This window comes from Buttiauxella selenatireducens (genome assembly GCF_031432975.1).
GTDB lineage: Bacteria > Pseudomonadota > Gammaproteobacteria > Enterobacterales > Enterobacteriaceae > Buttiauxella > Buttiauxella selenatireducens.
Genome location: NZ_CP133838.1, coordinates 886,966 through 902,354, shown reverse-complemented (window position 1 = coordinate 902,354; position 15,389 = coordinate 886,966). Strand labels below are relative to the sequence as shown.

13 protein-coding genes and 1 pseudogene are annotated in these 15,389 nt (G+C 49.6%); 7 read left to right on the top strand and 7 right to left on the bottom strand.

The window, feature by feature from the left end; all coding sequences use genetic code 11:
* Positions 1-10 precede the first annotated feature (10 nt).
* Entirely contained in the window at positions 11-541 is a 531-nt protein-coding gene (rppH, locus tag RHD99_RS04115; protein ID WP_034498067.1) for an RNA pyrophosphohydrolase, read from the bottom strand.
* Positions 542-995: 454 nt separating this feature from the next.
* On the opposite strand from rppH, the pseudogene RHD99_RS04110 reads away from it, so the two are divergent.
* The 5 genes and pseudogenes from RHD99_RS04110 to RHD99_RS04090 all read left to right on the top strand — a co-directional run.
* A pseudogene (locus tag RHD99_RS04110) lies at positions 996-1,091 on the top strand (hypothetical protein); the annotation flags it as partial.
* A gap of 137 nt (positions 1,092-1,228) precedes the next feature.
* Positions 1,229-1,915, top strand: coding sequence for a DNA mismatch repair endonuclease MutH (gene mutH / locus RHD99_RS04105; protein ID WP_183270485.1), 687 nt, complete (start codon positions 1,229-1,231; stop codon positions 1,913-1,915).
* Positions 1,916-1,990: 75 nt separating this feature from the next.
* Entirely contained in the window at positions 1,991-2,704 is a 714-nt protein-coding gene (locus RHD99_RS04100) for a TerC family protein (protein WP_183270486.1), read from the top strand.
* Positions 2,705-2,830: 126 nt separating this feature from the next.
* Positions 2,831-3,049 (top strand): YgdI/YgdR family lipoprotein, encoded by a 219-nt coding sequence (locus RHD99_RS04095; RefSeq protein ID WP_064543789.1) that lies wholly within the window; start codon positions 2,831-2,833, stop codon positions 3,047-3,049.
* Between the two features lie 144 nt (positions 3,050-3,193).
* Complete coding sequence (locus RHD99_RS04090; protein ID WP_183270487.1) at positions 3,194-4,234, top strand: NADP(H)-dependent aldo-keto reductase; 1,041 nt, start codon at positions 3,194-3,196, stop codon at positions 4,232-4,234.
* Between the two features lie 674 nt (positions 4,235-4,908).
* Here the strand turns inward: RHD99_RS04090 and lplT are convergent.
* Complete coding sequence (gene lplT / locus RHD99_RS04085; protein WP_309877554.1) at positions 4,909-6,105, bottom strand: lysophospholipid transporter LplT; 1,197 nt, start codon at positions 6,103-6,105, stop codon at positions 4,909-4,911.
* Positions 6,098-8,257 carry a bifunctional acyl-ACP--phospholipid O-acyltransferase/long-chain-fatty-acid--ACP ligase gene (aas, locus tag RHD99_RS04080; protein WP_183270489.1) on the bottom strand — a complete coding sequence of 720 codons (2,160 nt, stop codon included), beginning with the start codon at positions 8,255-8,257 and terminating at the stop codon, positions 6,098-6,100. Before aas ends, lplT begins: the two co-directional genes overlap by 8 nt.
* A gap of 693 nt (positions 8,258-8,950) precedes the next feature.
* Here aas and galR point away from each other — a divergent pair.
* Positions 8,951-9,958, top strand: a complete 1,008-nt coding sequence (gene galR, locus RHD99_RS04075; protein ID WP_183270490.1) for an HTH-type transcriptional regulator GalR — start codon at positions 8,951-8,953, stop codon at positions 9,956-9,958.
* A 3-nt stretch (positions 9,959-9,961) separates the two neighbouring features.
* Here the strand turns inward: galR and RHD99_RS04070 are convergent, their stop codons facing one another.
* From RHD99_RS04070 to RHD99_RS04055, 4 genes are read right to left on the bottom strand one after another with little or no spacing between them, the layout of a single operon-like run.
* Positions 9,962-10,411: a GNAT family N-acetyltransferase gene (locus RHD99_RS04070; RefSeq protein ID WP_309877553.1), complete on the bottom strand. Its 450-nt coding sequence runs from the start codon at positions 10,409-10,411 to the stop codon at positions 9,962-9,964.
* Positions 10,408-11,214 carry an FCD domain-containing protein gene (locus tag RHD99_RS04065; protein ID WP_373925629.1) on the bottom strand — a complete coding sequence of 269 codons (807 nt, stop codon included), beginning with the start codon at positions 11,212-11,214 and terminating at the stop codon, positions 10,408-10,410. The genes RHD99_RS04070 and RHD99_RS04065 overlap by 4 nt, the downstream gene beginning before the upstream one ends.
* Positions 11,215-11,270: 56 nt before the next feature.
* Positions 11,271-12,698 (bottom strand): glycoside hydrolase family 1 protein, encoded by a 1,428-nt coding sequence (locus RHD99_RS04060; RefSeq protein ID WP_309877552.1) that lies wholly within the window; start codon positions 12,696-12,698, stop codon positions 11,271-11,273.
* 7 nt (positions 12,699-12,705) lie between these two features.
* A complete protein-coding gene (locus RHD99_RS04055) occupies positions 12,706-14,043 on the bottom strand; it encodes a PTS sugar transporter subunit IIC (RefSeq protein WP_183270493.1) in 1,338 nt (445 codons plus the stop codon).
* Between the two features lie 316 nt (positions 14,044-14,359).
* Here RHD99_RS04055 and RHD99_RS04050 point away from each other — a divergent pair, with 316 nt between their 5' ends.
* The gene (locus RHD99_RS04050; RefSeq protein WP_309877551.1) at positions 14,360-15,382 is read left to right on the top strand and encodes a LacI family DNA-binding transcriptional regulator; all 1,023 of its coding nucleotides are present in this window, start codon (positions 14,360-14,362) and stop codon (positions 15,380-15,382) included.
* The last annotated feature ends 7 nt before the right edge of the window (positions 15,383-15,389 follow it).

The window sequence follows — 15,389 nt, the reverse complement described above, 5'->3', positions numbered from 1 at the left end:
TTTGCGTGACTTAACCTCTTTTACGTCGCCAAGCAGGCGCGTTATTACGTGGTGGCGTAACTTCCTGCAGCGGCATTACGACGCTTGCAAACTCTTTCATCACCCGACGATAGACATCGCGTTTAAAGGAGACAACCTGACGAACCGGATACCAATAGCTAACCCAGCGCCAGCCATCAAACTCTGGGGTACTGCTGGTTTGCATATTGATATCGTTATCGCTACTGATCAACTGCAAGAGAAACCATTTTTGTTTCTGGCCGATACAAACCGGCTTTGTGTCCCAACGCACCAAACGTTTAGGTAACTTGTAACGTAACCAGTTTCGGGTCGAGGCGAGTATTCGGACATCTTTTCGCTGTAAACCCACTTCCTCGAAAAGCTCCCGGTACATTGCCTGTTCCGGGGATTCGCCAGGATTGATGCCACCTTGCGGAAACTGCCAGGAATGTTGACCAAAACGCCTGGCCCACATCACTTGACCCTGCCGATTACAGATTACGATACCAACATTCGGGCGGTAGCCATCATCATCGATCACCGGACTACCTCAAAACAAACTTAGATTAGGGCGATTGTTTCATACAAGCGCTAGACGGTAAACCACTGTGTAACGGTTGCCAGAAAGGAATAACAATTGAATAACTCACAAAATATGACCGAGTTATAAACATTAGGCCGTTTTGAGCGGTGAGTTTATTCACTTTTTCTGTGGATATAACTGTGAAGAACTACCTAATACTCTCGGGACAACTTAGGATAACTTCAAAATCACCTCGCGGCTCATAAAAAAAATACACAATACTTTCAAAGCAATAGTGAGTTAAAAATTAGTTCACGACTCAGTAGTGTGATGATCATCACATACCAGGATCTTTCACTGATGAAAGATCGACCAATGACGTTTTTATCCACAGATTGTGCCAACAAGTTAGTCACAAACTGGTGAAAAAATGGGTTTTACCCCCCCGTCAAGGCTGTAAATCGAACCAGTAGTGAGCTTTTTTACCAGTTATCCCATTTTTCTGTGGATAACCCGGTGTAAGATCCTGTTCATTGCCAGTGACCAGAATGGGAAAAGGTTTTTGCACAATTCAAAATTGTTCATTTTTAGCGATAAAAATGATTCAAAATCAGTGCATTGCCATTCTTATCCCCGACACGCTAAACTATTTCCATGTTGTGGGTAAACCACGTTCATTTTTTAACCACTTAGCAGTCAGGCACAATGGAAGCACTTCGTCCTTTACTTACCCCTCCAGAAAATGAACAGATTTTACTTGCTCAAGCCCAGAAACTGGCAGGCTATACGCTGGGCGAATTGGCGGCGCTTGCCAGTTTACCCATCCCCAAAGATCTTAAACGCGACAAAGGTTGGATCGGTGTTTTACTCGAATTGTGGTTAGGAGCCAGTGCCGGAAGCAAACCAGAGCAAGATTTCGCAGCGCTTGGTATCGAGTTAAAAACAATCCCTGTTGATAGAATGGGACGTCCACTGGAAACCACCTTTGTTTGTGTCGCCCCGCTCACTGGCAATACGGGTGTGGTTTGGGAAACCAGCCATGTGCGCCACAAGTTAAAACGCGTGCTGTGGATCCCTGTTGAAGGAGAGCGGCAAATTCCGTTGGCTGAAAGGCATATTGGCTCACCATTACTGTGGGCACCTTCCGCAGAAGAAGAACGGCAGTTGCGTTTGGACTGGGAAGAATTGATGGATTTAATTGTGCTTGGGCAGGTCGAACGTATCACTGCTCGTCATGGGGAAGTGTTGCAGTTGCGTCCAAAAGCCGCCAACAGCAAAGCATTAACCGATGCGATTGGTGCCGATGGCGCGCCAATTCTGACGTTGCCGCGCGGTTTCTATCTGAAAAAGAATTTTACGGCTGCTCTGCTGGCTAATCATTTCTCGTTGTAGATTCATTTAACTTGCACCCAGATCAGGGCTGGCGTTTATAATTGGCGTTTTATAAATTTCAGGCAGGATTTTTTAATGTTGTTTGCATGGATTACCGATCCTAATGCGTGGATGGCGCTGGGCACTCTGACGATTCTGGAAATCGTTCTGGGTATCGACAATATCATTTTTCTCTCGTTAGTCGTGGCGAAACTGCCAAAAGCTCAACAGGCCAAAGCACGCCGTCTGGGTCTGGGTGCCGCGATGATTATGCGTCTGGTGCTGCTGGCGTCTATCGCCTGGATGACGCATTTGATTCACCCACTGTTTAGCATCATGGGCCATGATTTCTCTGCGCGAGACCTCATTTTGTCATTGGGCGGTCTGTTCTTAATCTGGAAGGCCAGCAAAGAGATCCACGAATCCATCGAAGGGGAAGAAGAGAGCATAAAAACCAACGTTCACTCTTTCTTTGGCGCGATTGTGCAAATCATGCTGCTGGATATTATTTTCAGCCTCGATTCGGTGATTACCGCTGTCGGCCTGTCCGACCATCTTTTCATCATGATGGCAGCCGTGGTTATTGCCGTGCTGGTGATGATGTTCGCGGCAAAATCGATTGGTGATTTTGTTGAGCGTCACCCGTCGGTGAAAATGTTAGCGTTGTCATTCCTGTTACTGGTCGGCTTTACCTTGATTCTTGAAGGTTTCGATATTCACGTGCCGAAAGGTTACATCTACTTTGCGATGTTCTTCTCAATCGCCGTAGAAACACTGAACCTGATCCGTAACAAAAAGAACCCGCTGTAACCCACGCAGGGGAAGCATCCTCGCTTCCCCTCTGTTTTTTTTAAGAATTTGCTGCTTATCATCATCATCAAATCTAGTTATTACTAGACTGTATATGTCACTCCATACCACACGAGGCGAATAACGATGAAAAAATGGGCTGTTCTTATTTCCGCTGTCGGTCTGGCATTTGCGGTTTCCGGTTGTAGTAGCGATTACGTGATGGCAACCAAAGATGGTCGTATGATCCTGACTGACGGTAAACCCAAAGTCGATGACGACACCGGCTTAGTCAGCTACCGTGATCAGCAAGGCAACGAGATGCAGATCAATCGCGACGATGTTTCACAAATCATTGAACGTTAAAATATAAAGGTCAGCACCTGGCTGGCCTGTAACACTTTTCTTCACTTCCCCTCTTCCGCTTTTGCTTCCCCTCTGCCATGTTTATAGTCCATTTTTTGTTGGGCGCATGCCTGACCGTCAGACTGAATAATAAGGAAAGCGGCTATGCACTATCACCGTATCCCCCACAGCTCTCTTGAAATAAGTACGCTAGGGCTGGGAACCATGACGTTTGGTGAGCAAAACAGCGAAGCCGACGCACATGCACAGCTTGATTACGCAGTCCATCAGGGGGTTAACCTCATTGATGTCGCTGAAATGTATCCGGTCCCGCCACGCCCGGAGACACAAGGACTCACCGAAACCTATGTCGGCAACTGGCTAAAACAGCGCGCTAATCGCGAGAAGCTGATTATTGCCACCAAAGTCAGCGGTCCGAGCCGCAATAACGACGCAGGCATTCGACCAAATCAGATACTGGATCGCAGAAATATTCGCGATGCGCTGGATGCCAGTTTGAAGCGTCTGCAAACCGACTATATCGATCTCTATCAAGTTCACTGGCCGCAACGCGCCACAAACTGTTTTGGCAAACTGGGTTATACGTGGACCGATAATGCCGTGCCGGTCACGCTGCTTGAAACACTTGAAGCGCTCACTGAGTTTCAGCGCGCCGGGAAAATCCGTTACATCGGTGTTTCCAACGAGACTCCGTGGGGTGTGATGCGTTATCTGCAATTGGCAGAGAAGCATGATTTACCGCGTATCGTCACCATCCAGAACCCGTACAGTCTGGTAAACCGTAGCTTTGAAGTGGGTCTGGCAGAGATTACTCAGCGCGAAGGCGTGGAGTTGTTGGCCTATTCTTGCCTGGGATTCGGTACTCTGACCGGTAAATACCTCAACGGAGCCAAACCTGCTGGTGCGCGCAATACCCTGTTCAGCCGTTTCACCCGTTACAGCGGTGAGCAAACGCAGCTAGCGGTTGCCGCTTATGTCGATGTTGCGAAGCGACACAATCTCGACCCGGCTCAAATGGCACTGGCGTTTGTCCGTCGCCAACCGTTTGTCGCCAGCACGCTGTTAGGTGCCACCACGCTTGAGCAATTGAAAACCAACCTTGAGAGCCTGCATCTGGACTTGAGTGAAGAGGTAATTGAGGAGTTGGAAGCGGTGAATCGGGTTTATACTTATCCGGCGCCATAATGTGGTAATCCACCACGCTGGGATCTGTCACTCCACTGTTTTTCCGTTCACCCGTGCGTTTGGTTATCTCTGTAACAGTTGTAAACGGTGAACGTGCCAGGAGGATTACGCCATCCTCCTGGCGACCTCGGCGCCCGGTTTTAAATTGCCGCTTCGCGGTAAACCCCAGCTTATCCCCAACGTTCAGGGTCGTTCGCGACTCGCTCCCGGCGATCGCTCACTGGCGTGGTTCCCGACCACGCCCCCCTGACTTATGGGGAACACTGGGGCAATTTATACCGGGAACAAAGTCAAAACCGCTTCGGCTTTTGACCTTAGGTTTTGACCTTAGGTTTTGACGTTGACTTTGGGTCCGGCTTAAATCGCGCCGTTTTTTTACCCTTCAGTCGGGGTTGAGCCGCCGGGAGCGGCGAAAGAGAGCGATCGCCGGGAGCGAATCGCGAACGACCGCGAATGTTGGGTGAAAAACGGTGTTTACCGCGCAGCGGCGATTTATTTGCCGGGAGTCCGGGTTCTTAGGGTGGCGACGGTGGCCACCCTAAGTCGTTCACCGGTTCGGTAACTGCATATAACGGAAGACTTCGGGTGAACGGAACCTTTTCGACACTGACAAAGTGCCCCTCTCCACCTAACCTCAAAAAGATGACTAAGAGACAGCCAGATGGCGATGCCCCCTATTTCTGACGAATCTGCCAAACCCACAACCCACCAATTGCCAGCGCAAACACCGCCCCAAAGCCAATGCCAATACCGACAATCGGCGCACCGGTTTTTACCGCCAGTGAGTAAAGCCCCAACATCAGCAACATCGCGGTATTTTCACCGAGATTCTGCACCGCAATGGCATTTCCCGCGCCAACCGAATGTTTGCCTCGCTCCTGAAGAAGTGCGTTAAGCGGAACAACGAAGAACCCGCCCAAAATACCGATCAGCACGAGCAGCATGTAAGACGGCAGCAACGCGTTTTGCATGGCAAAGAACAAAACGCCAACGCCGATCAAAATCCCCGCCGGCATACACCGCGCCACCGTTTTCAGTGTCACCAGTTTTGCCGCAGCCCCTGCACCAACCACAATGCCCACTGCAACCATGGCATTCAGATACGTTGGCGTCGCGTTATCGGTGATTCCCAGCGCCACCGGCACCCATAAAACCAGTAAGAAACGCAACGTCACGCCCGCGCCCCAGAACAAACTGGTGCCGACTAACGAGAAGCGAGTTTCACCATTTTGCCAAAGTGTACGGCAAGCATTGAAGAAACTGCGGGTCATCGGGGTAAAGCGCCAGGACTGTCCAGGACGGGCTGGCGCAAGCTTCGGAATAAAAATATTCGCCACGACCGCCCCAGCATACACCAGCACACATACGCCAAGTGCCGCAACAATATGCCAATCAGCCAGCACACCGCCCGCCATAGAACCCAGCAGAATGGCAGCAATGGTCGATGATTCCATCAGGCCATTTGCCTTAACCAGACGATCGCCGGTCGTTAACTCACCAAGGATTCCGTATTTCGCTGGAGAATAAGCCGCAGCACCAATCCCCACCAGCGTATAACCGACAAACGGATTAAAGCCAAAGCAGATAACCACAGCACCTGCCAGCTTGAGGCTGTTGGCAAACATCATCACTCGCCCTTTAGCAAAACTATCAGCCACCTGGCCGACAAACGGGGCAAATAAAATGTAAGCGCCAACAAATACCATCTGCAAAATGGGTTGGCTCCAGTCGGGATAAAACTGCTGCTTCAATACCGCCAGGGTTGCAAACAGCAAAGCGTTATCACCAAACGCCGATAAAAATTGCGCGCAAGTGACTGCCATCATGCCTCTGGACCAAATGGAGGTATCGTTCACGGCGCTATCACGCATGCTTTGTCTCCGGTTGGTCTACCATTGCTTTCAGGCTGACAAAATCAGGTTTACCACTGCCCAACACAGGTAACTGTTTCAGGAAGCGGATATCTCGTGGTACAGCCAACTCAGGCACACCATGGGCGCGAGCGTATTGCAGCAGTTTTTCTCGATTGAGTTCGTTATCCGTGGTGTACATCACCAACGCTTCACCTTTCGCCGCATCCGTTTTGATAACGGTTGCATGCATTTTCTCTGGTGAAACACCCAGCGCCAGTTGCTCGACCATTTCCAGCGAAACCATTTCACCCGCAATTTTGGCGAAGCGTTTAGCGCGCCCCTGAATCACACAAAAACCCTGCTCATCGAATCTGACAATATCGCCCGTGTCATACCAACCCGCTTCCACTTCGCCCTGCGCATTTTCAGCACTCGGCGCTTCCAGCACGCCAGGGTTTTCGACTCGCAGATAGCCTTTCATGATGTTCGGCCCTTTCAGTTGCAACCGCCCGCCGTTTTCAATACCGGGTACCGCCATCAGACGGGCATCCATCGCTGGCAAAATACGCCCCACCGTGCCTACTTTTGCCGCCATAGGGACATTAATTGAAACGACTGGCGCGCATTCCGTAACACCATAACCTTCAAGAATACGCAGGCCAAATTTATCCTGCCAAAGCTGCTTAGTGCTTTCCTGAAGTTTTTCGGCTCCCGCAACCACGTAACGCAGACGGAAAAAGTCATAAGGATTGGCGAAACGTGCATAGTTGCCAAGGAAGGTCGAGGTGCCAAACAATACGGTGCAGTTACGGTCATAAACCAGTTCCGGCACAATGCGGTAATGCAGAGGGCTTGGATAGAGGAATACTTCTGCCCCCGTGAGTAGCGGGGTAAATAAGCCGACTGTCAGACCAAACGAGTGGAACAGCGGCAGTGCCGACATAAAGCGATCGTTGGCGGTGAAATCCGCGATAGTACGAATTTGCTCAACGTTCGCCAGTAAGCTTTTGTGGCTGTGCACCACACCTTTGGGATTTCCTTCCGAGCCGGATGTAAATAACACCATCGCCGCATCTTCGGGTTGCTGTTTAACCTGTGCCAGGCGCGGCATAAATAAATGGCTGAAAATCCAAATTTTATCGGCGAGCGTAACATCGGCTTTTAAATCTTCCAGAAACACCCAGCGCACCTGCGAAAGTTGCTCTGGCAAATGCCATAACTTGCCTTTGTCGAGAAACTGACGGGAGGTGAAAATGGTTTTGAGTTGCGCGGCCGTAATCGCGCTGGTCAGCCCTTTCACACCTGAGGTGTAGTTCATCATCGCCGGAATGCGTCCGCGCGAAGAAGCACCAAAAATCACCGCCGCGCTGATTGCCGCATTCGGCAACATCAGGCCAATCGTTTCACCAGGAGCGGTGTATTTATTCAAAATACGCCCGACAAACAGCGTTTTGGTCAGCAAGCTGCGGTATGTGTCGGGTTTGAAATTAATGTCTTCGATGCAGTTTTTGCGCTCACCATAACGATATTGCGCGGCGAGTAACGCTTCGTATAACGTCTCTCTTGGGCGCACTGCCATACGCGCTTCCATCATTATTTGATGCAGCATTTCTCCGGCCATTTTGCGACGTTCACGCGCACGTGGCGCGTCCGGCATGGGAAGCGAAGTCGGTGGCAGGATATGCAGGCTGATACGTGGAAATAAGCGGCGTTTGACTAACCCTTTCAGGCGGCTAAAGAACGTCAGTTCAGCGCCATCAATACGAATCGGAATGACCGTCGCATTCGATTTAGCAGCGACAAACCCGGCCCCTTCATAGATTTTCATCAAAGAACCGGTCACCGAGATACGTCCTTCCGGGAAAATAACCACCGGACGGCCCTGCTCAACCAGACGCACCAGATGTTTAATCGACATCGGTTTAGTTGGGTCAAGCGGCACAAAATCAATCAGTGATTTCAGCCAACGGATGTACCACTGCTGGCTAATGGAAGAATAGACGGCGAAAACCGGGCGCACCGGTAAAAATAGCGCTAATAAAATCCCGTCAATAAACGAAACGTGATTGGGGACGATCAGAGTGCGCGATTGGGAAAGAACGTGTTGATCGCCATAAAGTCGTACTCTGAACAAAATACGAAATAGCGTCCGGAAAAAACCAAATAGCATAGCAACTCCCTTTGTCGTGAATAAGCCGCAGACAGTTAAGTGTAATGCCTGCAGATTACATGAGTAACATTAAAGGAGCGATAGTGTGAGTGAATGTAAAGTCTGAAAAAAAGGCAAAAAAAACCTGCGCATCTGCGCAGGTTGGTGCAAAAGAATTGTACTTAACAACGTACCTAGAATTCTCACCAATCAATACCTCTGGGATTTGAATTGTGGCGTACTCTTAGCAGGCTCACCAGTGAGAAAAAGCAAGGGAATTAGCGGAAAGTGCAACCAGGTGTTTAAAACATCTTTTCCTGTTACAGGCTGGTGAATTTTGGGCAAAAAAAAACCTGCGCATCCGCGCAGGTTGGTGTAATTCATGTGATCAGCATTAGATGCTGACATCACCTATCAATACCTCTGGGACTTCAAATGTAGCAGTGGCTTGTGAGTTTTCGCCATGGCGAAATAGCAACAGCGCGATGCAAACTGTAAGCAAAGATTTGGCCTGAAATCTTTAAAAATCCAGAGCATGCCTTTTAATGCCGCTGCGCTTGAATTTCAGGGTCGCAAAAGTGTAACGATTACACTAAAAATGGCTGCATTTTGCTTTAGTTTGCGACGCGAACTACAGTTGCGCCCTTGAAGTAGCGCGCCTTTTCCGTAACACTTAAAATTGTGTAAACGCTTACCCACTCAGGAACACTTTCGATGGCGACAATAAAGGATGTAGCAAAACTGGCAGGCGTTTCTGTCGCCACGGTATCTCGTGTCATTAATGATTCACCGAAAGCCAGCGATGCGTCGCGTCAGGCAGTGACCAGCGCGATGGAAGAACTTAACTACCATCCCAACGCTAATGCGAGAGCACTTGCCCAGCAAACCACTGAAACAATTGGCCTGATTGTGGGAGACGTGTCCGACCCCTTCTTTGGCGCGATGGTCAAAGCCGTCGAGCAAGTGGCCTATCGTACTGGCAACTTTTTACTGATTGGTAACGGTTATCACAACGAACAAAAAGAACGCCAGGCTATAGAGCAGCTGATTCGCCATCGTTGTGCAGCCCTGGTGGTGCATGCAAAAAAAATCCCTGATAGCGAATTGATTTCATTAATGAAACAGATGCCAGGTATGGTTGTTATCAACCGCATTCTTCCCGGCTTCGAACAGCGATGTGTGGCTCTGGATGACCGCTATGGCGCATGGCTTGCGACGCGTCATTTAATTCAGCAAGGCCATACCAAAATTGGCTATCTTTGTTCCAACCACCAGATTTCAGATGCCGAAGACCGTTTGCAAGGTTATTACGACGCGCTGACTGAACACGGTTTACCGGTCAACGATCGGTTAGTGACTTACGGCGAGCCCGACGAAAGCGGTGGTGAGCAAGCAATGACGGAGTTGCTCGGGCGCGGCAGGCATTTCAGCGCAGTGGCGTGTTATAACGACTCCATGGCCGCCGGGGCAATGGGTGTGCTCAACGATAACGGTATTGATGTTCCGAAAGAGATTTCATTGATTGGCTTCGATGATGTATTGATTTCACGTTATGTCCGCCCACGTCTGACCACTGTTCGTTATCCAATAATCACCATGGCCGCACAAGCCGCAGAATTAGCGCTGGCACTGGCTGAAAAACGCGAATTGCCAGAAATAACCAATATGTTTAGCCCAACACTTGTGCGCCGACATTCGGTGATTTCACATTCTGATGAGTGATGTTTAAAGACTAAAACGATAAATGTGAACGGGCTTATTCGGGTAATCCAACCCGTCTCCGATGTACTGCCAGCCAAAACGCTCGTAGTACTCTTTGCAGGCAGAATAGAGATAAAGTTGTGGGTAGCCGAGTGTACGGGCGTAATGGATAACGTGTTCCTGAAGTTTTTCTCCGAGTCCCCGCCCACGCTGGTTTTCATCGATGTATAACGCAGCGAGCCACGGATAAAGATCCTGCCTACTGATCAAATCACAGCGCCACAATCCCACCGTCCCGACCAATTTCTCACCCTCTACAGCAACAAAAGTCAGCGGCATTTCCCCTTCTCGCTGGCTTGTTGCGACAATCGAAGCGAAAAAGTCACGGCTGTCTTCAGTGCCGAACGCCTGCCACTGCCAGTCAATAACTTGCTGTGCATGCTGAGGTACGGCGTAAAGCGGCAGGATTTTCACATTAACTTTCCCTGGAAAATAGGGACCGACTCGAAAAGATAGCCGTCAAAATCTGGCGCATCAGAGTCGGACTGCTCCAGCAGGCTGTTTTTGACATTTTCCAGGTGTTGCCACATCGCCTGCCACGACCCCATCACATCACGACGGCGCAGAGCTGCCAATATCGTTTGCAGGTCGCCAAGCCATTTCAGGCGATAACTGCGGGTATCAATATTTGAGCGTAATTTCTGCCACATCGGGCTGCTATCAAGATGACGCCAGATACTCTCCACCGTCGCCAGCAACATCTGGTTTTGCGAAGCGCCTGCCAAAACCAAATGAAACATCTTGCAGTTATCCTGGCTAAGGTCGTTTATCGCAATGGCTCGCTGTTCCTGCTCAAGGATACGTTTAAGGTTATCGATGTCGGCTTTGGTCGCCATTTTTGCGGCAAATGCCGCAATGTTACTTTCCAGGAGTTGGCGCGCTTGTAGCATTTCAAACGGGCCAATATCGCTACTGAAAAAAGCCTCTTCTTCCGCTTCGTTTTCTGCCGGAACACGAGTGACATACACTCCCGAGCCCTGGCGAATATCCACCGTGCCTTGTAACTCAAGCATCAGCAAAGCTTCACGAACAATGGTGCGACTGACGCCGTAAGTCTCAGCAATATTACGTTCGGGCGGCAAACGCGAGCCAACCGGATACAAACCCTGCATAATTTGTGCGCGCAGATCCTCACCAATTTCCTGGTATTGTTTTTTTTCTGGCGAAAGCACTACCTTGTCCACAATATCACCCGCATTGTTGATTCTCAGCGGCATAGTGTTCTGCCGCTGATTAATATCCGTTAGCTTATCAAACTATCCATCTGAAAAGATTATTTCCATTCATCATCAATATCGAGCTGTAAGACGCGAGACTCACTCAGCGCACGATACCAATGGGCCGATTTTTTCGCACGACGCTCGCGGTTATTTTGCAGATTGATTTCAATTAAACCATAGCGGTTTTTGAACGCATTCATGGGTGAAACGTTGTCTGTAAACGCCCACAGCATGTAACCCTGGCAGTTTGCCCCGTCTTCGCGCGCACGCAGCGTTTGGTACAGATGTTCGCTGATAAACGCAATGCGATAGTTGTCTTCAATGACGCCGTCGGAATTGCGGAATTGCGCTTCATTTTCTGTCCCCATACCGCTTTCCGCGACAAACCATGGGATATTGCGATACTCGGTTTTAATCCGCATCGCCATGTCGTAAATAATGCGCGGATAAATTTCCCAGCCCCGTGACGTATTCATGCGCCGCCCCGGTAATTCAAACGGTTCGTAGTAATAAGCGGGATGGAAAGGCGTTTCTGGATTCCACGCACGCGACGGCGCTTTAACTCGGTGCGGGTAATACAGATTGATACCCAATTCATCGACCGTGTTTTCACGAATGATCGCCAGTTCTTCTTCCGTGTAATCCCACTGCACATGATGTTTTTCCAGCAGTTCAATCAGTTGTTGCGGGTATTCACCGTGCACTAAAGGATCTAAAAAAACGCGGTTGTAGAACAGATCGTAAATCTGCGCGGCCTGCCGATCGTGTGCCGCACTGGATCGCGCATAGGTGACTTCCGGGTTGAGAATGCAGCCGACAGTCCCGCGATAACCTTTCTCGCGGAACAGTTTCACGACTTTCGCCGTAGCGAGGTTTTTATGGTGATTCCACTGCATCCATTTATGGGTGTTTTGCTCATACGGCCAGCGCAGCGCATCCAGGTAAACGCGCGTTTGCACCACAATCGGTTCGTTGAAGGTAAACCAGCGATTCACCTTGTGGGCGTAACGGGCAAAGACTTTTTCCGCATACAGCACATATAACTCAACGACTTTTTTCGATGCCCAACCGCCGTGGTTTTCGAATAGCGTGGCAGGCAATTCGTAGTGTTCAAGGCAGATCATCGGCTCAATACCGGTACTCAGCATTTCGTCGAAAAGATTATCGTAATACTGCGCGTAATCTTCATCGATGATGCCATTTTCGTAATCGGTGAAAAAACGTGACCAGTTTATCGAGGTACGATAGTGCGTCAGCCCCGCCTGTTTCATCAGCCACACGTCTTCGCGGTATCGATTAATGAAATCCGTCGCGACTGCCGGGCCATAACCGTTGTGCCAGACGTGCCGGTCGTTTTTGTACCAGGCATCAAGCCAGGAATCCTGCCCTTCTTTTTTGCCGCTCCAGCCTTCGGTTTGCCAGGCCGAAGCCGCAGCACCGAGAATAAAATCTTTTGGAATGGTGACTTTTACGTTGCTCATGCCTTCCTCACGCGTTATTGGCAATTTGTTGCTGTTCAGCCTGCAACTGCGCCTGTTCAGCACGGCGTGAGGCGATTTTCACAAACGGTAGGTAAATCAGAACGGAAACCAGAATACAGCCCAATTGCGTCACTACTGCGCCCATAGAACCCGCAGTGGAGAGCCAGGCGTTAATCAATGGCGGTGTCGTCCACGGCACCATGACGACCGCTTTCCCCGCAAAACCCATGACCGTTGCGAAATATCCAATAGTCCCGGTGACCAGCGGTGTGATGATGAAAGGAATAGCCAAAATTGGATTTAGCATAATCGGCATACCAAAAATCACCGGTTCGTTAATGTTGAAGATCCCCGGCCCAAAAGAGAGTTTTGCTATCTCTTTCATTTCTTTGCGTTTAGTCGCGATCATGACTGCAATCAACAGCCCGATGGTTAAACCCGAGCCGCCAATACTCATGTACACATCCCAGAAAGGCATGGTGATGATGTTGGGGATCTCTTTGCCCTGCTCAAACGCACTCATGTTGACGGTTATCGCCCCGAGCAACAGCGGTTCGCGGATAGGTTTAATCATCTGGTTACCGTGAATACCGATGACCCAGAAAAGCTGTGCGACAAACATCAGCAACAGGATACCCGGCAGGCTTTGCACCACTTTTTCCAGCGGTTGCTGCACCACCTGATACACCGCGTCATACAGATACATTCCGGTGGTTTGATGGAAGATAAAGCCAAAAGTAGCAATTGCCGTGACGGTAATAATGGAAGGGATTAGCGCTGAGAATGAAGCCGAAACATTCGGTGGAACGGTGTCGGGCATCTTTATCTTCAACCCTTCGCGTTTTTCCAGCCAGCAGTAAACTTCAACCGACAAAATAGCAATAAACATGCCGAGGAACAGACTGCGCGTGTCAGAAAACTGACGGGCCAGAATGTCTTTCACCATATGCATTTGCCCATCGACCATCATTTCAATGGTTGTTGGGGTGACGCAAATAAAACAAATGACCGCCAGTAAACCGGGGAACAGGCTTTTAATGCCGTTAATTCGCCCCAGTTCTATGCCAATCAGAAAGACGGCCCCAATGTTCAGGAAGTTAAGTGTGGCGTAGTTAATCGCCGCGGTAATCGGTTTGAGTTGCGCGAGAAATGACAATGCAGAAAAGCTGGCGAGGCCATTTTTAGGATCCAACACCATGTTTGAAATCAGTACCGAAAATGCCCCGACAATAATCACTGGCATCAGGGTGATGAACGAGGCTTTGATCGCCATGATGTAACGGTAGCTGTTGAATTTAGTAGCAAAACTCCCCAGCGAGTCAATTAACTTTTCCTGCAATGCCATAGGGTATACCTCAGTTATGTCGTTTTTTATTATTTAGGGCGATGGATAACTAACGATTTGGTATACCAAAAATAGAACCAACTCCTTAACATTTCCGTGATAAAAGTCCCAAGTTGCTATATTGGAATTCCAATACCAACCAATTCCGTCATTTTGGTATACCAAATAAAGATAAACGGCGTGAATCATTTAAAAGCGTGATCCGGTACGACAAATGGCATAACGAAGCCGCAAGCCCGATGTTTCACCATCGCAGCATGGTAAACTAGCGAAATTATGCGACCACGCCGCAAGCGTCTTAATCAGGAATGAATTGATGGTCACAATGCTGGATGTCGCGCTTCGCGCAGGCGTTTCCAAAGCAACGGTATCTCGCGTGCTCAATGGAATTGGACAAGTTAAAGAGAGCACCCGCGAGCAGGTCTTTAACGCCATGGAAGAGTTAGGTTATCGGCCTAATTTTCTGGCGCGATCGCTTGCGAATCGCAGCAGCAATAGCGTGGGTCTGGTGGTGTCGACTTTTGATGGGTTTTACTTTGGCCGTTTGCTACAGCAAGCCTCGCGTCAGACTGAAGCGTGGGGAAAGCAGCTGATTGTCACCGACGGGCACGATACGCCGCAAAAAGAGCTCGAAGCCGTTCAAATGTTGGTTGATCGTCACTGCGATGCCATCGTGCTGTACACCCGTTTTATGAATGAACGGACGTTGCTGTCACTCATGAACAGCATCAATGTGCCGCTGGTCGTGATTAACCGGGATATCAGCCAGGCCCGGGATCGTTGCGTTTTCTTTGAGCAACAGGATGCCGCATTTAAAGCGACCGACTATTTAATTCAGCAAGGGCATCGTGAGATTGCCTGCATTACGGTGCCGATTTCCACGCCGACCGGCCAGGCTCGATTGATGGGTTATCGGAAAGCACTGCAAAAACATGGTATTGCCTATAACGAAGAGCGCGTCAAATACGGCGATTCCACGATGACACTCGGTCACAAGCTGTGCCAGGAATTGCTCGAAAGCCGCGTGCCATTCAGCGCGCTGTTTGCCTGTAACGACGATATGGCGCTTGGAGCGTCAAAAGCGCTGCATCAGGCAGGCGTACGCATACCTCAGGATATTTCGTTGTTTGGTTTTGATGATGCGCCGAGCGCGCAGTGGTTGGAGCCCGCATTATCCAGCGTTTATTTGCCTATCGATAGCATGATCACCACAGCCATTGATCAGGCGGTAAAACTGGCAAACGGTGAATCGCTCGAAGCGATTCCACCGTTTGTTGGCAAGCTGGTGTTACGTGAGTCAGTAGCCCCTGGGCCGTATTATGTATCCATGACCCAATAGATTTCAT